Source organism: Paracoccus sp. NSM (assembly GCF_052379855.1).
Taxonomy (GTDB): Bacteria; Pseudomonadota; Alphaproteobacteria; order Rhodobacterales; family Rhodobacteraceae; genus Paracoccus.
The window spans coordinates 1-16,595 of the sequence record NZ_JBQTCG010000004.1 but is presented as its reverse complement, the minus strand read 5'-3'; the positions used below and the strand labels follow the sequence as shown (position 1 = coordinate 16,595).

15 protein-coding genes are annotated in these 16,595 nt (G+C 67.6%); 13 read left to right on the top strand and 2 right to left on the bottom strand.

Annotation, left to right across the window (positions count from 1 at the left end):
- The first annotated feature begins 6 nt into the window (after positions 1–6).
- Genes ACTZWU_RS08340 through nanR form a run of 6 tightly spaced genes read left to right on the top strand, consistent with a single transcriptional unit; the run spans position 7 to position 6,758 of the window.
- Complete coding sequence (locus ACTZWU_RS08340) at positions 7–651, top strand: DUF2291 family protein (RefSeq protein ID WP_444736896.1); 645 nt, start codon at positions 7–9, stop codon at positions 649–651.
- Positions 648–2,183 (top strand): sugar ABC transporter ATP-binding protein, encoded by a 1,536-nt coding sequence (locus ACTZWU_RS08335; RefSeq protein WP_444736895.1) that lies wholly within the window; start codon positions 648–650, stop codon positions 2,181–2,183. Before ACTZWU_RS08340 ends, ACTZWU_RS08335 begins: the two co-directional genes overlap by 4 nt.
- Positions 2,180–3,241 (top strand): ABC transporter permease, encoded by a 1,062-nt coding sequence (locus ACTZWU_RS08330; RefSeq protein ID WP_444736894.1) that lies wholly within the window; start codon positions 2,180–2,182, stop codon positions 3,239–3,241. Before ACTZWU_RS08335 ends, ACTZWU_RS08330 begins: the two co-directional genes overlap by 4 nt.
- A gap of 1 nt (position 3,242) precedes the next feature.
- Complete coding sequence (locus ACTZWU_RS08325; RefSeq protein WP_444736893.1) at positions 3,243–4,256, top strand: Gfo/Idh/MocA family protein; 1,014 nt, start codon at positions 3,243–3,245, stop codon at positions 4,254–4,256.
- The gene (locus ACTZWU_RS08320) at positions 4,253–6,010 is read left to right on the top strand and encodes a hypothetical protein (protein ID WP_444736892.1); all 1,758 of its coding nucleotides are present in this window, start codon (positions 4,253–4,255) and stop codon (positions 6,008–6,010) included. Before ACTZWU_RS08325 ends, ACTZWU_RS08320 begins: the two co-directional genes overlap by 4 nt.
- A gap of 25 nt (positions 6,011–6,035) precedes the next feature.
- On the top strand, positions 6,036–6,758 hold the full coding sequence (gene nanR, locus ACTZWU_RS08315) for a transcriptional regulator NanR (protein WP_444736891.1): 723 nt from the start codon (positions 6,036–6,038) through the stop codon (positions 6,756–6,758).
- A 99-nt stretch (positions 6,759–6,857) separates the two neighbouring features.
- On the opposite strand, the gene ACTZWU_RS08310 is transcribed toward nanR, so the two are convergent.
- Both ACTZWU_RS08310 and ACTZWU_RS08305 read right to left on the bottom strand, forming a co-directional pair.
- Positions 6,858–7,520: a GntR family transcriptional regulator gene (locus tag ACTZWU_RS08310; protein ID WP_444736890.1), complete on the bottom strand. Its 663-nt coding sequence runs from the start codon at positions 7,518–7,520 to the stop codon at positions 6,858–6,860.
- Positions 7,517–8,212: a GntR family transcriptional regulator gene (locus ACTZWU_RS08305; protein ID WP_444736889.1), complete on the bottom strand. Its 696-nt coding sequence runs from the start codon at positions 8,210–8,212 to the stop codon at positions 7,517–7,519. Before ACTZWU_RS08305 ends, ACTZWU_RS08310 begins: the two co-directional genes overlap by 4 nt.
- Before the next feature lie 141 nt (positions 8,213–8,353).
- Here ACTZWU_RS08305 and ACTZWU_RS08300 point away from each other — a divergent pair, with 141 nt between their 5' ends.
- From ACTZWU_RS08300 to ACTZWU_RS08270, 7 genes are read left to right on the top strand one after another with little or no spacing between them, the layout of a single operon-like run.
- Entirely contained in the window at positions 8,354–9,310 is a 957-nt protein-coding gene (locus tag ACTZWU_RS08300; protein WP_444736888.1) for a tripartite tricarboxylate transporter substrate binding protein, read from the top strand.
- 59 nt (positions 9,311–9,369) lie between these two features.
- Complete coding sequence (locus tag ACTZWU_RS08295; protein WP_444736887.1) at positions 9,370–9,831, top strand: tripartite tricarboxylate transporter TctB family protein; 462 nt, start codon at positions 9,370–9,372, stop codon at positions 9,829–9,831.
- 10 nt (positions 9,832–9,841) lie between these two features.
- Complete coding sequence (locus ACTZWU_RS08290) at positions 9,842–11,374, top strand: tripartite tricarboxylate transporter permease (RefSeq protein ID WP_444736886.1); 1,533 nt, start codon at positions 9,842–9,844, stop codon at positions 11,372–11,374.
- A gap of 23 nt (positions 11,375–11,397) precedes the next feature.
- Positions 11,398–13,128: an L-arabinonate dehydratase gene (araD, locus tag ACTZWU_RS08285; protein ID WP_444736885.1), complete on the top strand. Its 1,731-nt coding sequence runs from the start codon at positions 11,398–11,400 to the stop codon at positions 13,126–13,128.
- Positions 13,128–14,036, top strand: a complete 909-nt coding sequence (locus tag ACTZWU_RS08280; protein WP_444736884.1) for a dihydrodipicolinate synthase family protein — start codon at positions 13,128–13,130, stop codon at positions 14,034–14,036. Before araD ends, ACTZWU_RS08280 begins: the two co-directional genes overlap by 1 nt.
- Positions 14,033–14,758 (top strand): ribonuclease activity regulator RraA, encoded by a 726-nt coding sequence (locus ACTZWU_RS08275; RefSeq protein ID WP_444736883.1) that lies wholly within the window; start codon positions 14,033–14,035, stop codon positions 14,756–14,758. The genes ACTZWU_RS08280 and ACTZWU_RS08275 overlap by 4 nt, the downstream gene beginning before the upstream one ends.
- Before the next feature lies 1 nt (position 14,759).
- Positions 14,760–16,280 (top strand): aldehyde dehydrogenase (NADP(+)), encoded by a 1,521-nt coding sequence (locus ACTZWU_RS08270; protein WP_444736882.1) that lies wholly within the window; start codon positions 14,760–14,762, stop codon positions 16,278–16,280.
- Positions 16,281–16,595 lie beyond the last annotated feature (315 nt).

The window sequence follows — 16,595 nt, the reverse complement described above, 5'->3', positions numbered from 1 at the left end:
AGACGGATGCCTTTTGCAAAGACCGCCCTTCTGGCGGGGATGTTGGCTGCGGCCGTGCTGCCTGCCTGCAAGATCGTGCCGAACCCAAGTCCCGAGGATCAGGCCGCCGCCGCGCCGCTGGACGATGATCAGCGCATGGCGCTGCGGGCGGCCGAGATCTTCGATGACCGGCTGCCGGGCTACCTGAACGACCGCGCCGTCACCGCGCCTGCGCTGCGGGATGCGCTTGCCGGGGGACTTGACGGGGCAGGGACGGCGCATGGCATCCGGTCCGCGGCCGAGGGCAGCCCGTGGAATTTCATCGTGACCGCCGAGGGCGTGGTGGTGGCCGCGGATCGCGCCTCGCGCGCCGCAAGCGTGACGCTGGACACGACCGGCGACGGTGCCGGCGATGTGACCGTGCAACTGGGTCCAGTGATCCGCGGCACCGCGCTGCGCGACGCGCTGGACTTCCTGACCTTCACCGATTTCCGCGACCAGATCGAATTCGCCAAGCTGGCCCGCGCGCTGAATGATCAGGCCCATCAGCGGCTGGCGCTGCCCGAGGGCGATCTGACCGGCCAGCACATGACTGTCACCGGCGCGATGACCCTGACGGCGGCGGGTGCCGACTGGGTCATGGTGCCCCTTGCCTTGCAGGCCCGGCCATGACCATCGGCCTGTCCATCCGCGGAGGCACCAAGGTCTATCCCGGCACCCTCGCGCTGAAATCGGTCGATTTCGACCTGCACATGGGCGCCGTCAACGTGCTGGTGGGCGAGAACGGCGCCGGAAAGTCCACGATGATGAAGGTCATCGCGGGCGTCGAGCAACTGACCGACGGCCGTATCCTGATCGACGGGAAAGAGGTTCGCCTGAACGGCACCGACGACGCCCGCCGCCACGGCATCGGCATCGTGTTCCAGGAGCTGAACCTCTTCCCGAACATGACCGTGGCCGAGAACATCTTCATCGGCCGCGAGCGCACCCGCGCCGGCATCGACATCGACATGGCCGCGCAGCGGGCCGAGACGCGGGCGCTGATGGCGCGGCTGGAACACGACATCGACCCCGACGCGCTGGTCGGCGATCTGCGCGTGGGCCAGCAGCAGATCGTCGAGATCGCCAAGTCCCTGGCGCAGGACGCCCGCATCCTGATCCTGGACGAACCGACCAGCGCCCTCTCGGCCACCGAGGTCGGGATCCTGTTCCGCGTCATAGGTGACCTGCGCCGGCAGGGCGTCGGCATCGTCTACATCTCGCACCGGCTGGAAGAGCTGCTGCGGATCGGCGACTACATCACTGTCCTGCGCGACGGCACCATCACCGGCGCCCGCCCGATGGAGGGCGTCGATCTTGCCTGGATCGTCCGCAGCATGATCGGCGAGGCCAGCAAGGATTACGCGAAAGCCCAAACCCACGACTTCGGCCCCGAGGTCTTCCGGGCCGAGGACGTCTGCCTGCCCCGCGCGGGCGGGGGCCTTGCGGTCGATCACGTCAGTCTGGACCTGCGGGCGGGCGAGATCCTCGGCGTTTACGGCCTTATGGGCGCGGGCCGCAGCGAGTTTCTGGAATGCGTCATTGGCCGGCATCCGCATGCCACGGGCCGGATGTTCGTGGACGGCAAGCCCCTGACCTCGCGCGGCGGCGTCGCGGGCCGGATCAGGCGCGGCATCGCCCTGATCCCCGAGGACCGCAAAAATGACGGCCTTGTCCAGATCATGCCCATCCGCGAGAACATGACCCTGTCCAGCCTTGGTGCGATCACCAGGGGCTTTCACATGGACCTCGGGGCCGAGCGGCGGACGGTGCGCGATTTCGTGAAGCGGCTGACGGTCAAGATCGCGTCGATGGAAAACCCCGTCTCAAGCCTTTCGGGCGGGAACCAGCAGAAGGTCGTCATCGGCAAGGCGCTGATAACGCGGCCAAAGGTCCTGCTGATGGACGAGCCGTCGCGCGGCATCGACATTGGCGCCAAGGCCGAGGTCTTCCGCGTCATGCGCGAACTGGCGGCCGAGGGGCTGGGCATCGTCTTCGTCACCTCGGACCTCGAAGAGCTGATGGCCCTGTCCGATCGCATCGTCGTCATGTCGAACGGCCGCGTCACCGGCCGCTTCGAGCGCGCCGCGGCCTCAGAGACCGCAATCGTCGCCGCATCCGCCAAGGGCCACGCGCCCACGACCAAGCAGGAGATCCCCGCATGAGCGACATCGCCGCCCCCACCGGCGCGACGCGCCACCAGTCGACGCAAGCCCTGCTGGTGCTGCTGAAGGCGCGGACCTTCATCGCGCTGATCGTCGTCTTCGCCTTTTTCGCCTTTGCCGCGCCGAACTTTCTGTCGACTGCGAACATGGTCATCATGTCAAAGCACGTCGCGCTGAACGCCTTTCTCGCCATCGGCATGACCTTCGTGATCATCTCGGGCGGGATCGACCTGTCCGTGGGCTCGATCGTGGGCCTATGCGGCATGGTGGCGGGGTATCTGATCCTGAACGGGATCGACATCGGCCTTGGCTGGACGATGCATTTCAACACGGTCGAGATCTGCCTGATCGTCGCCGCCGTCGGCATCGCCATCGGCGCGATCAACGGGTTTCTGATCACGAAACTCAACGTCGCGCCGTTCATCGCGACGCTTGGCACGCTTTATGTCTGCCGGGGGGCCGCGATGCTGTTCTCGGACGGGCGGACATTCCCGAACCTGAACGGCAATGCCGAATACGGCTCGGACACGTTTCGGCTGATCGGGGCGGGGAACTTTCTGGGCCTGCCCATCTCGATCTGGATGCTGATCGCCGTGGCGCTCACGGCCGCCTATATCTCGCGCCGCACGCCCCTTGGCCGCTATATTTACGCCGTCGGTGGGAACGAACGCGGCGCGGCGCTGTCGGGCGTCAAGGTCGGGCGGATCAAGCTGTTCGTCTACATGTTCAGCGGCTTCTGTGCGGCGCTGGTGGGCCTCATCATCAGCTCGCAGCTGGTCGCCGCCCACCCCGCCACCGGCCAGAGCTTCGAGCTGAACGCCATCGCGGCGGCGGTGCTTGGTGGCACCTCGATGTCGGGCGGGCGCGGGCGGATCGGCGGCACCATCGTCGGCGCCTTCGTGATCGGCGTTCTGTCCGACGGGCTGGTGATGATGGGCGTGTCGTCCTTCTGGCAGACGGTCATCAAGGGGCTTGTTATCATCGCCGCCGTCGTGGTCGACCAGGCCCAGCAGAAACTGCAGGCGCGCGTGGTCCTGCAATCCGAGGCGAGGGCCTGACATGCTGAACGGCGCACTGATCGGCTGCGGCTTCTTCGCGCAGAACCAGCTTCACGGATGGGCCGGTTGCGACGGCGCCCGCATCACCGCGATCTGCGACCGTGACCCGCAGCGGCTGGCCGCGACGGGCGAGCGTTTCGGCATTGCCCGCCGCTACTCTGACGCGGCCGAGATGCTGGCGGCCGAGGATCTGGACTTTGTGGACATCGCGACCACCGTCCCCTCGCACCGCCCGCTGGTCGAGATGGCGGCCCGCGCGGGCCTGCACGTCATCTGTCAGAAGCCCTTTGCCGACACGCTGGAGGATGCCCGCGCCATGGTCCACGCGGTCGAGGCCGCCGGCCGCAGGCTGATGGTGCACGAGAACTTCCGCTGGCAGTCGCCTATTCGCGCCGCCATCGAGGCCGTGCGCGGCGGCGCCATCGGCACGCCCTTCTTCGGCCGCATCAGCTTTCGCTCGGGCTATGACGTGTTCTCGGGCCAGCCTTATCTGGCCACGGACCCGCGATTCATCATCCAGGATCTTGGCATTCACATCCTGGATATCGCCCGGGCGCTGCTGGGCGACGTGACGCATCTGGCCGCCAGCACCACGCGCATCAACCCCGACATCAAGGGCGAGGATGTGGCGACGATGCTGCTGGACCACAAAGGGGCGACGTCGGTCGTGGATTGCTCATACGCGACCCGCCGCACACCCGAGACATTCCCCGAGACGCTGATCGAGATCGACGGCGATACGGGCACGCTGCGGCTGGAGGCGGGCTATCGCCTGACCATCCAGTCGGCGGGGGCCGAGGATGTGCGCGACCTGTCGCCCCCGCTGCTGCCATGGGCCGAGCGGCCATGGCACAACATTCAGGAAAGCGTGCAGATCATCCAGCAGCACTTTGTCGATTGCATCGGGCAGGGACGAGAGCCCGAGACCTCGGGCCGCGACAACCTGAAGACGCTGGCGCTGGTCGAGGCCGCCTATGCCTCGGCCGCAGCCCGCAGCCGGGTCGCGCTGGCATGAGCCGGGCGCTTTATGGCACCGACGAGCCCCTGCCCGCGCGGCGTGAGCTTCGCGCGGGTCCGGCAGAGGTCACGCTGGAGGATGGTCAACTGCGCCACCTCAGTATCGGCGGGGTCGAGGCGATCCGGGGCGTCATGTTCCTTGTCCGCGACCGGGATTGGGGCACGGTTCCGGCGGTCCTGTCGGACCTGACGGTCGAGGAAACGCCGGATGCCGTCACCATCGGCTACGATGCCGACTACGAGATGGGGACAGGTCGCCTGCACGCGCGGATCACGCTGCGGCTGGACGCCATGGGGCTGGATTGCCACGCCACCGCCCGGGCGCATGGCGAGGTCTGGACGAACCGCACCGGCTTTACCGTGCTGCACCCGATCGAGGGCGTCGCGGGCGCAGCGGTCACGGTGACGCATCCGGACGGCTCGGAGACCCATGCCCACATGCCCGATCTGATCGCGCCGTGGCAACCCTTTCAGCAGATCGCGGCCTTGACCCACCACGCAGCCGGGTGGCGTGTCGCGTGCAAGCTGGAAGGCGACGTCTTCGAGATGGAGGACCAGCGCCAATGGGGCGACGCGTCCTTCAAGACCTATAATCGCCCGCTGGCGCTGCCCTGGCCCTATTCCCTGCCCGAGGGTCCCGCGCTGGATCAGCGCGTCCGCATCCGCTGGCACCCGGCCCCCGCCGTCGCCTGCGTTCCATCCCCGCGCCTGATTGTGCCACAGCCGCGCTTTCCCGAAACGGCGCTGGCCTTGACGGCGGCAGAGGCGCGTCGTGCCCTCGATCATCCGCAGGATCTGTCGGGCATCCGGCCTCAGCGCTTGCTTTGTCACCTTGACGCGACGCAGGGTCCGCTGGACGCAGACCTCGCGGCCTTTGTCGCGCTGCAGGCGCCCTTTCCGGACATGGAATTCGATCTTGAACTGATCGCCGCCTGCCCCGGAACCGCCGACCCCGCCCCGGAGCTGGCGGCGCATGGACGCGCGCTTGCGGCGTCGGGCATGCGCGCGGCGTCGGTCATGGTCACGCCCGCCGTGGACCGGCAATCGGTGCCGCCCGGTTCGGACTGGCCGCCATGCCCGCCCGCAGATCGGATCGCCAGCGCCGCGCGCGCGGCCTTTCCGGGTCTTGCCCTCGGCGGTGGCGTGGCCAGCTTCTTTCCCGAACTCAACCGAAAGCGCCCGCCAGAGGGTCTGGACTTTGTCACCCATGGGCTCTGCCCCATCGTTCACGCCGCCGACGACCTGTCCGTGATCGAGACCCTTCAGGCGGTGCCGCATATTCTGGCCTCGGCCCGCGCCATCATCGGCGGGGCAGGGTATCGGCTTGGCCCCTCGACGATCGCGATGCGCCAGAACCCTTATGGCAGCCGCACCATCGGCAACCCGGACCGACGGCGGATCTGCATGGCGGACGACGATCCCCGGCAGGACGGCGCCTTTGCCGCCGCCTATGCGATCGGCCTGGCGGCTGCCATCGCGCCGTCCGGCGTCACGGTCTGGACACCGGCATCGCTTTACGGTCCGCGTGGCCTCTGGCGCGATGACGGCACGGCGCGGCCCGTCGCAAAGGCGGTCGCGGCGCTGGCACGGCTTGCGGGAAGGCCGGTCGGGCGGGCCGAAGCGGGGCCCGAGGCGGTGCTTGAGGCAGGCGACACCCGCATCACGGCAAACCTGACCCCCCGGCCCGGCCGCATTCCGCCCTTTGGCTGGACCATCAAGGATTTGCGCGCCGCTGCATCTGCGCCTAGATGAAGGGCAACGGATGCACGGAGCGCGGATGAGCAAGGACCACTCTGACGACAGGATCGTAAGGCGCAAGCTGTCCGACCAGGTGCTTGAGCGCCTGCAGGACCTCATGGCCAGGGGCGAACTGCCCCCCGGTGCGCCCATGCCCTCCGAGCGGGACCTGATGGAACGGTTCGGCGTCGGCAGGCCCGCCGTCCGCGAAGCATTGCAGCATCTTCACACGATGGGCCTCATCACCATCAGCCATGGCGAGCGCAGCAGGGTCAACGAACTGAGCGCAGGCAGCGTCCTCAGCCGCGTGGACGATGTGGCGCGGATGCTTCTTTCTTCGGAACCGAGCCACCTCGAGCATCTGAAGGAAGCGCGGCGGATGTTCGAATGCGGCATGATCCGCACGGCCGTGCCGCTGGCGACACCAGCCGATCTGGACGATCTGCGCCAGCTGGTCGATCGGCAGCGGGATGCGATCGGCACCGCCGATGCCTTCGTGTCTCTTGATATGGATTTCCACAACCGGATCGCGCAGATCACCGGAAACCCGATCCTGATCGCCACAAGCCAGTCGATGCTGCGCTGGCTGTTCCAGTATCACGGCGTGCTGCTGCACTGGTCGGGGAACGAGGACGTGACCATCCGCGAACATGAACGGCTGGTCGCGCTGATGCAGGACCGGGACGCCGATGCCGCCGTCGAGGCCATGCGCGCGCATCTGGACCGGTCAGAGGGGCTTTACACCCTGCCGGTGCAGGAATGAGGGGCGGACTTGCCGCCGGCGGCGCCATCGGCATCGCCGCACAAGAGTTCACGGGCGGCCCTGTGTCATCTTTGGCGGCCCGTTGACCCGCCTGACGGGTCAGTGCCGCTCTGTCTCGAAGAATTCGGGTCGCTCGCGCGTCAATTGCTCGCCAAGCAGGATGGACTGGGACAGGTGATGGCGCATGGCTTCGCGGGCCGCAGCCGGGTCAGCGGCGGTGATTCCGTCCAGAATGGACCTGTGGTCGGTCAGGATCTGCTGCGCCTTTTCGGGCTGCATCAGATGCAGGGCGCGCAGGCGGTCGATATGGACGCTTTCGCGTCGGATCACGCGATGCACGGCGTCCAGCCTGGCCGCATGCAACAGGGCCTCGTGGAAGGCCAGGTCCAGGCGCGCAAAGGCATCCATGTCGCCGCGCCGGGCCTCGTCCTCCTGCATCCGGATCAGCGTCGCAAGCTGATCCGAAAGCCCGTCAGGCGGCTCGGCGGCGATGCGCGCGGTGGCCTCGGCCTCGACCGTGCTGCGCAGGACGTGGATCTGGCGCGCATGGTTCAGGTCGATGCGGGTGACCTGTGTGCGGGATTGCGGCATGATCGTGACCAGCCCCTCGTCGCGCAGCCGCAGCAGGGCGTCCCGCAGGGGCGTCGAGCTGGTGCCGTAGCGCGCCGTCAGGTCCGAGCGCGAGAGGATCGCGCCTGGGGGCAGGTCCAGCGACAGGATGCGGCGGCGCAGGTCCTCGACGATGCCGCTTTCGCTTGTCACGAGGCCCTCCGGGGCTGGGTTGCGTCGTCGTCGAGGAACATGTCGGGTTGCTCGCGCAGATGCCGCTCCATGAAGGTCAGCGACCCGGCGATGTGCTCGCGCAGAAGGTCGGCGGCCTGATCCGGGTCACGGGCCGACAGCGCCTGCAGGATCGCCTCGTGCTGGGCCAGCGGCACTTCGACGCTGCCGCGGGCATTGCCCTGAATGAAGCGCACGCGGTCCAGGTGGCCCTTGCGCGCATGGATGACGGCCCAGACCTCCTGAAGATCGGCGGCCTCGAACAGCGCCTCGTGGAACCGGTCGTCAAGCAGGATGAACTCGGCTTGGTCGTTGCGGGCGGCCGCGATCTTCTGCGCAAGCAGGATCTGGCGCGCGGGCTTCAGATCCGGCTCGGGTTGCAGGGCCAGTCGCCGGAAGGCCGGAATCTCGAGATTCTCGCGCATGAAATGGGCAAGCCGGACGGCACGGGGCGAGATCCCGGCGACGAATGTGCCGTGCTGGGGCGCGATGGTGACAAGCCCATGCTCGGCCAGTCGCAGGATCGCCTCGCGCAGCGGCGTGCGGCTGACGCCGAAGCGTTCGCACAGGTCCTTTTCAGGCAATGGCTGGCCGGGTTGCAGCCTCAGCGTCACAATGAGGTGCCGCAGTTCGTCATGAACGATGTCGGCTCGTGATCGTCTGCGCCTCAGCATGCCTTTATCCTCTGCTCCCTGCTTCCGCACTGCCAGCAGATGCCTTGACTCGCAAGCAAGATCGGGGTTGCCGCGGCTTTACAAATATATTAGTGCGTCAGATGGGCAAAGGGCAATCTGCCCGTTGGGAGGAGAACCGACATGAACCTAAAGGCTTTGATCGCGCTGACCGGTATCGCCGGCAGCCTCTATGGCACCGCCGCCCTGGCGCAGACCGACTGGCCGCAGCGCACGGTCAACGTCATCATCGGGGCCAGCCCCGGCGGCGACACCGACTTCAACGCCCGCACGATGGCGCGTTACTTCGAGCAGATCACCGGCACCAGCATGGTCATCACCAACATGCCTGGCGGCGGCGCGACCATCGCCACCTCGGCCGTGCGCGACGCGGACCCCGATGGCTACACGATGCTGTTCGGTCATACCGGCCACCTGATCGTGACCGAGGTTTCGGGCCTGGCCGATTACGGCATCGACGATTTCGAGATCTGCTGCATCCCCGCCATCGATCAGGGCGCGGTCTTCGTGGCCAGCGCCAGCTCGGGCCTGACCTCGGTCGAGGACGTGCAGGCGGCCGAGGCGGGCAGCGTCACCTTCGGCACCGAGTTCGGCGGCTATTCCCACTTGCAGGGCCTGATCTTCCAGCAGGAGACCGGCGCCGAGATGATGGTCGTGGATACCGGCTCGGCTTCGGAAAAGATCGCGAACCTTCTGGGCGGGCGGATCGACGTGGCGGGCATCGCCTATGGTGCGGTGCAGGACTATGTCACCTCGGGCCAGATGGTCGTGCTGGGCCAGCCCAACGACGAGCGTAACGCCCTGCTGGGCGACGTGCCGACCTTTGCCGAGCAGGGCGTCGATTTCGTGATGAACAACCCCTATATCATCGCCTTCCCGAAGGGGACCGACCCCGAGATCGTCGCCAAGATGGGCGAGGTGATGGAGCAGATCACCCAGATCCCCGAATATGCCACCGATCTGGAGCAGGGCTTCCGCCAGCCGGTCAGCTTCCTGCCCCAGGCCGAGGCGATGGAGCGTCTGAACGCGATCCGCGACGCCTACATGCCTTACCGCGAGGCGCTGCAGGCCGCGCGCTGATCCCTTGCGGGCGCGCGCGTCGCGCCCGCCTTTCAACCTGACATGGCAAGGGGGCTGCAATGCGGCTCAAGGATACGGCAATCGCCCTGGTGATGACCGGGGCAGGCCTCGGCTATCTGGGCATGATCGCGGGCCTTCCCGAACGCGAGGGCGTCGACGCGACGACCGTGCCCACGATCCTGGCCTGGATGATGATCGGGCTGGGCCTGACCGAGCTGGTGGGCGCGCTGCGCAAGCCCGCAGCGCCGGTCGCAACGGGTGCGGGCAACATGGCCACCGTCGCGGTGACGCTGGTGCTGATCGCGGGCTATATCGCGGCGCTACGGCCCTTGGGCTTTCCCATCGCCACGGCGATCTATCTGTTCCTGCAATTCATGGTCCTGACCCCGCAGGGCACCGGGCGACGGCTGCCGCTTTATGCCGGTCTGGCCGTCCTGGCCTCGGGGCTGATCTTCGCGACATTCCGCTATGGCTTCGACCTGCTGCTGCCCGCCGGGCCGCTGACAGCCATGCTGAACTGAGAGGCTGTCGATGTTCGATCTTCTTCTGCAAGGCTTCGGCAACGTCTTTTCGATGCAGATCTTCCTGCTGATCACGGCGGGCGTCGCCGTGGGCATCGTTTTCGGCGCCGTCCCCGGCCTGACGGCGGTCATGGCCATCGCGCTGTGCCTGCCGATGACCTACGGCCTTGGGCCCGCGGCGGGGATCAGCCTGCTGATCGCGCTGTTCGTGGGTGCGACCTCGGGGGGCCTGATCTCGGCCATCCTGCTCAAGATCCCCGGAACGCCATCCTCCATCGCCACGACCTTCGACGGCGGCCCGATGATGGAAAAGGGCGAGGGCGCCAAGGCGCTTGGCGTCGGCATCGTCTTTTCCTTCATCGGCACGATCATTTCCATCGGCGCGCTGATGTTCATCGCGCCGACGCTGGCGCGGGTGGCGCTGTCCTTTGGACCGCATGAATATTTCGCCATCGCGGTCTTTTCGCTGACGCTGATCGCGACGCTGTCCTCGGGGTCCATGGCCAAGGGTATCTTTGCGGGCGTGCTGGGCTTTGCCGTCTCGACCGTGGGCATCGCGCCGGTGGACGCGACCGCGCGCTTCACCTTTGGCCAGGTCGAACTGAACGCCGGGTTCAACATCCTGACCGTGCTGGTCGGCATGTTCGCCGTGGCCGAGATCATCAAGGTCGCCGAGACCTCGCGCAACCCCATCGGCGACAGCGCCAAGGCCGCGATGGTCCGTATCAAGGGCTTCGGTTTCTCGATGGCCGAGTTCCTGGGCCAGATCCCCAACGCCCTGCGCAGCGCGGCTCTGGGTGTCAGCATCGGCATCCTGCCGGGGATCGGCGCGGGCACCTCGAACATCATCAGCTATATCGTCGCCAAGAAACGCTCGAAAACGCCAGAACAGTTCGGCAAGGGCACGATCGAGGGCGTGGTCGCCTCCGAGACCGCGAACAACGCGGGCATCGGCGGCGCGATGATCCCGCTGCTGACGCTTGGCATTCCGGGCGATGCAGTCACCGCGATCCTGCTGGGCGGGCTGATGATCCACGGTATCCAGCCCGGCCCGATGCTGTTCCTGACGCAGGGCCCGCTGGTCTACACGATCTTTGCGGCACTGATCGTGTCCGCCGTCATGATGTTGATCCTGGAATTCTGGGGCCTTCGCATCTTCATCCGCCTGCTGGCGATCCCCAAGCACATCCTGCTGCCGGTGATCCTGGTCCTTTGTGCGGTGGGGGCCTTCGGCCTTGGCAGCCGGGTCTTCGACATCTGGACGATCCTGGGCTTCGGCGTCCTTGGCTATGCCTTCGTTAAGGCGGGGATGCCGACCGCCCCCTTCATCATCGGCTTCATCCTCGGCCCGATGGCCGAGACCAGCTTCCGCCGTGGCCTGCAATTGTCGCGCGGCGATTACATGGGTTTCGTCACGAACCCGATCGCGGGGACGTTCCTCGCGCTGGCCGTCATCTCGATTGCCTGGCAGCTCTGGGGCGAATGGCGCAACGCGCGTCGTCCCGCAGCGGCGAACCCCCTCAAGCTCGGCGGCGAAGAATGACCGCCCCTGCGCAAGGACAGACCATGACCAAGACCCCCGACCAACTTCGTTCCGCCCGCTGGTTCGCACCCGACGATCTGCGCAGCTTCGGCCACCGCTCGCGGATGATGCAGCTGGGCTATTCCGAGGCCGACTTCATGGGCCGACCCATCATCGGCATCCTGAACACCTGGTCCGAGCTGAACAGCTGCCATTCGCATTTCCGCGAACGCGCCGCCGACGTGAAGCGCGGGGTCCTTCAGGCGGGCGGCCTGCCGGTGGAACTGCCCTCGCTGTCGGTCGATGAAAGCTTCACCAAGCCGACCTCGATGCTTTATCGCAATCTTCTGGCCATCGAGACCGAGGAACAGATCCGCGCCCACCCGCTGGACGGGGTCGTTCTGATGGGCGGTTGCGACAAGACCACGCCGGGGCTGGTGATGGGCGCGCTGACGGCGGGTGTGCCGATGATCTACCTGCCCGCCGGGCCGATGCTGGCGGGGAATTATGCGGGCACGCGGCTCGGGTCCGGCTCGGATGCGTGGAAATACTGGGACGAACGCCGCGCCGGCAACATCACCGACCAGCAATGGCAGGGCTTGCAGGGCGGCATCGCGCGGTCCGCAGGCGTCTGTATGACCATGGGCACGGCCAGCACCATGACCGCGATCACCGACGCGATGGGCCTGACGCTGCCCGGCGCCTCGTCGGTGCCGGCGGTGGACAGCGGGCACCAGCGCATGGCCGCGGATTGCGGCCGCCGCATCGTCGAAATGGTGTGGGAGGACCTGACCCCCGACCGCATCGTGACCGAGGCCGCCGTCCGCAATGCCGCCATCGTCGCCATGGCGACGGGCTGTTCCACCAACGCCGTCGTCCACCTGATCGCCATGGCGCGCCGTGCAGGCGTCCCGCTGACGCTGGACGATCTGGACGCGCTTGGCCGCACCACACCGCTGATCGCCAATGTCCGGCCCTCGGGCAAGGACTACCTGATGGAGGATTTCTTCTACGCGGGCGGCCTTCGCGCGCTGATGAAGCAGATCGAGGACCGGCTGGACCTGACCGCCCTGACCGTCACCGGCAAGACCATGGGCGAGAACCTGGAAGGCGCGGTCGTCCACAACGACGACGTGATCCGCCCCCTGTCGAACCCGGTCTACCACGAGGGTTCGCTGGCGGTGCTGCGCGGGAACCTCTGCCCCGACGGCGCGGTCATCAAGCCCGCCGCCTGCGATCCGAAATACCACGTCCACGAAGGCCCGGCGCTGGTCTTCGACAGCTACCCCGAGATGAAGGCGGCGGTGGATGATGAGAACCTCGACGTCACGCCCGACACGGTGATGGTCTTGCGCAACGCCGGTCCCCTCGGCGGCCCGGGCTTTCCGGAATGGGGAATGCTGCCGATCCCCAAGGCGCTGATCAAGCAGGGCCACCGGGACATGTTGCGGATCTCCGACGCGCGGATGTCGGGCACCTCCTACGGGGCCTGCATCCTGCACGCCGCGCCCGAGGCGTTCATCGGCGGGCCTCTGGCGCTGCTCAAGACCGGCGACATCGTGCGGCTGGACCTGCCGAACCGGCGTCTGGACATGTTGGTGGACGAGGCCGAGATCGAGGCCCGCCGCGCCGCATGGAAAGCGCCCGAGCCGCGCTATCAGCGGGGTTGGGGCTGGATGTTCTCGCAGAATGTGACGCAGGCGGACAAGGGCTGCGACTTCACCTTTCTCGAGCGCGGCTTCGGCCCTGCCGCGGGCGAGCCGGAGATCTTCTGATGATGACGCTGGATCAGGCCCTGACGGGCATCTCGGGTATCCTCGTGACGCCCTATGAGGGGGAAAACGTGGCCCCGGCGCGGCTGGCACCGATCATCGACCGGGCGCTTGGGGCGGGGATGCACATGCCGGTCGTCAACGGCAATACGGGTGAGTTCTACGCCCTGACCACCGATGAGGCCTGCACGATGGTGCGCGAGGTCGCGGGCCTCATCGCCGGGCGCGCGCCGCTGCTGGCGGGCGTCGGGCGCGCGCTGCCCGATGCGCTGCGGCTGGCGCGTGCCTCGGCAGATGCGGGGGCGGCGGCGCTGATGGTGCATCAGCCGCCCGATCCCTTCGTCGCGCCGCGCGGTGTAGTGGATTACCTGAAGGCCGTCGCGGACGCCTCGGGCGGGCTGCCGATGATGATCTACCTGCGCAACGACGCCATCGGCACGGGGGCCATCGCCGATCTCTGCGCCGTGCCCGGCGTGCGGGGCGTCAAATGGGCCACGCCCAATCCCCAGAAACTGGCCGAGGCCAAGGCCGCCTGCGACCCCTCGATCGTGTGGGTCGGCGGGCTGGCCGAGGTCTGGGCACCGACCTTCTACGCGGTGGGCGCGCGGGGCTTCACCTCGGGCCTGATCAACATCTGGCCCGAGCATTCTGTCGCCATCCATGCCGCGCTGGAAGCGGGCGACTACGCCAAGGCCAACGCCCTCATCGACCGGATGCGCGTCTTCGAGGACATCCGCGCGCAGGAGATGAACGGCACCAATGTCACCGGCGTGAAGGCCGCGCTGATCGCGCAGGGCCTGGATTGCGGGCCGACGCGCCCGCCCTCGGCCTGGCCGCTGACCCGCGCGCAGCAGGCGCTCTTGGACCGCTTTATTGCCGACAACAACCTTGCCCAGAAGGAAACCGCATGACCGATTACGTCCTGTCCGACGCCACGCGCGAGAAGCTGAAGAAGGTCTCGACTGCGTCCGTGGCGACCGCCCTCTACAAGCGCGGGCTGCGCAACCAGTTCGTCCAGGGCGTCACCCCGGTCGAGCGCAAGAAGGTCACGATGGTCGGCCAGGCCTTCACCCTGCGCTACATTCCCGCGCGCGAGGACCGCAACCCGCTGACCGTCTTCCGCAACCGCGACCACAAGCAGCGCGTCGCCGTCGAGACCTGCCCCGAGGGTCACGTGCTGGTCATGGACGCCCGCAAGGATGCCCGCGCGGCGACCGCCGGATCCATCCTGATCACGCGGCTGGCGATGCGCGGCGCGGCGGGGGTTGTGTCTGATGGCGGCGTGCGCGATGCTGCGGGCATCGGCGCGCTGGACATGCCGGCCTATTTCGCGCGACCTTCGGCGCCGACGAACCTGACCCTGCACGAGGCCATCGAGATCAACGTGCCGATCAGCTGCGGCGATGCGCCGGTCTTTCCGGGCGACGTGATGCTTGGCGACGGCGACGGCGTGATGGTCATCCCGGCCCATCTGGCCGACGAGATCGCCGAGGAATGCACGGGCATGGAATCCTACGAGGATTTCGTGCTGGAACAGGTGCAGGCGGGCGCTGGCATCATCGGCCTCTATCCGGCGACGGACGAGGAAAACCTGACGAAATACGCCGCATGGCGTGAAAGGACGGGACGCTGACATGACCCATATCCCCCACGGAGACCACTGGATCGCAGGCCGCAAGACGCGCAGCGAGGGGCGGTTCTCGTCCGCGCCCGCCACGGGCACGTCGCACGAATTCTCGGCCGGGACGCCGGCGCTGGTGGCCGAAGCATGCGCCGCCGCCCATGACGCCTTTCCCGGCTTTGCCGCGACCACCCGCGAGGAACGCGCGAGGCTGCTGGACGCCATCGCCGACGAGATCGAGGCCCGCGGCGAGGCGATCACCGCCATCGGCAGCGCCGAGACCGGCCTGCCGCAGGCGCGCCTCGAGGGCGAACGCGGCCGCACCACCGGCCAGCTGCGCCTCTTCGCGGACCATATCCGCAAGGGCGACTATCTCGACCGCCGCCATGACGCCGCGCTGCCCGACCGCCAGCCGTTGCCGCGCCCGGACCTGCGGATGATCCAGCGTCCCATCGGGCCGGTTGCGGTCTTTGGCGCGTCGAACTTTCCGCTGGCCTTCTCTGTGGCGGGGGGCGACACGGCGGCCGCGCTGGCCGCAGGCTGTCCGGTGGTGGTCAAGGGCCACTCCGCCCATCCCGGCACTGGTGAAATCGTCGCGGACGCCATCGCCGCGGCGATCGAGAAACTGGGCATGGACCCGCGTATCTTCTCGCTCGTGCAGGGCGGCAAGCGTGACGTGGGCGAGGCGCTGGTCCAGGACCCGCGCATCAAGGCCGTGGGCTTCACCGGCAGCCTCGGCGGGGGCCGCGCGCTCTACAACCTTTGCGCCAGCCGCCCCGAGCCGATCCCGTTCTTCGGCGAATTGGGCAGCGTCAACCCGATGTTCGTTCTGCCCGAGGCCGCGCGCGCGCGGGGCGAGGCGATCGGCAAGGGCTGGGCTGCGAGCCTGTTGATGGGCGCGGGGCAGTTCTGCACCAATCCCGGCATCGCCGTGATCGTGGACGGTCCCGAGGCCGATGCCTTTGCGCAAGCCGCCCGCGCGGCGCTGGCCGACGCGCAGCCGCAGGTGATGCTGACCGACGGCATGGCCGAGGCCTACCGCGAGGGCGCCGCGCGCATCGCGGCGGGGCAGGGCGTGCGCGCGCTTCTGGAACAGGACTGCTCGGGCCGGACTTCGCTGCCCTATCTCTTCGAGGTTTCCGCCGCCGATTTCCTTGGCAACCACGATCTGGCCGAAGAGGTCTTCGGCCCCCTCGGCGTGATCGTGCGTGTGCCGGATGCGTTGCAGATCGAGGCGGTGGCATCCGGTTTCGGCGGCCAGCTGACCGCGACGCTTCAGCTTGACGATGGCGATGCCGACCTTGGCCGACGATTGCTGCCGGTGATGGAACGGATGGCGGGCCGCGTGCTTTGCAACGGCTTCCCGACGGGCGTCGAGGTGGCCGATTCGATGGTCCATGGCGGCCCCTATCCTGCCTCGACCAATTTCGGCGCGACCTCGGTCGGCACGCTCTCGATCCGCCGCTTTCTGCGTCCGGTCTGCTATCAGAACCTGCCCGAAGCCCTGATCCTCGAGGATCTGCGCGCGGTCTGAGGGTTCGGGGCCCCTTTCATTCGCCCACCGCCATCTGCTGGCGGTGGGCGGGTGGCCGGAACGACAAAAGCCCGGTTCCGGCCACCCGCCACCACGTCCAACGACCTCAAACCACTGCGGATCATGCCGACCCGCATCGGCAAGAAGATCGGTGGGACGTGACGCGACGCTCGCCTCAAACAAACATATGACGGTTGGCGCTGATGTATTCCGGCAGAGTGATCGGATGGCGGCCCATCAGGCTGTGGAAGTCGGTAAGCGCGACGCCGATCCCCTTCTGCCGCTTTTGATCTGAACGGGTCATTCTCCATGCGG

Bases quoted from the DNA above. Each gene is read 5' to 3' on its own strand.
- ACTZWU_RS08340 (WP_444736896.1), top strand. From the start codon at position 7: ATGCCTTTTGCAAAGACCGCCCTTCTGGCGGGGATGTTGGCTGCGGCC.
- ACTZWU_RS08335 (WP_444736895.1), top strand. From the start codon at position 648: ATGACCATCGGCCTGTCCATCCGCGGAGGCACCAAGGTCTATCCCGGC.
- ACTZWU_RS08330 (WP_444736894.1), top strand. From the start codon at position 2,180: ATGAGCGACATCGCCGCCCCCACCGGCGCGACGCGCCACCAGTCGACG.
- ACTZWU_RS08325 (WP_444736893.1), top strand. From the start codon at position 3,243: ATGCTGAACGGCGCACTGATCGGCTGCGGCTTCTTCGCGCAGAACCAG.
- ACTZWU_RS08320 (WP_444736892.1), top strand. From the start codon at position 4,253: ATGAGCCGGGCGCTTTATGGCACCGACGAGCCCCTGCCCGCGCGGCGT.
- nanR (WP_444736891.1), top strand. From the start codon at position 6,036: ATGAGCAAGGACCACTCTGACGACAGGATCGTAAGGCGCAAGCTGTCC.
- ACTZWU_RS08305 (WP_444736889.1), bottom strand. From the start codon at position 8,212: ATGCTGAGGCGCAGACGATCACGAGCCGACATCGTTCATGACGAACTG.
- ACTZWU_RS08300 (WP_444736888.1), top strand. From the start codon at position 8,354: ATGAACCTAAAGGCTTTGATCGCGCTGACCGGTATCGCCGGCAGCCTC.
- ACTZWU_RS08295 (WP_444736887.1), top strand. From the start codon at position 9,370: ATGCGGCTCAAGGATACGGCAATCGCCCTGGTGATGACCGGGGCAGGC.
- ACTZWU_RS08290 (WP_444736886.1), top strand. From the start codon at position 9,842: ATGTTCGATCTTCTTCTGCAAGGCTTCGGCAACGTCTTTTCGATGCAG.
- araD (WP_444736885.1), top strand. From the start codon at position 11,398: ATGACCAAGACCCCCGACCAACTTCGTTCCGCCCGCTGGTTCGCACCC.
- ACTZWU_RS08280 (WP_444736884.1), top strand. From the start codon at position 13,128: ATGATGACGCTGGATCAGGCCCTGACGGGCATCTCGGGTATCCTCGTG.
- ACTZWU_RS08275 (WP_444736883.1), top strand. From the start codon at position 14,033: ATGACCGATTACGTCCTGTCCGACGCCACGCGCGAGAAGCTGAAGAAG.
- ACTZWU_RS08270 (WP_444736882.1), top strand. From the start codon at position 14,760: ATGACCCATATCCCCCACGGAGACCACTGGATCGCAGGCCGCAAGACG.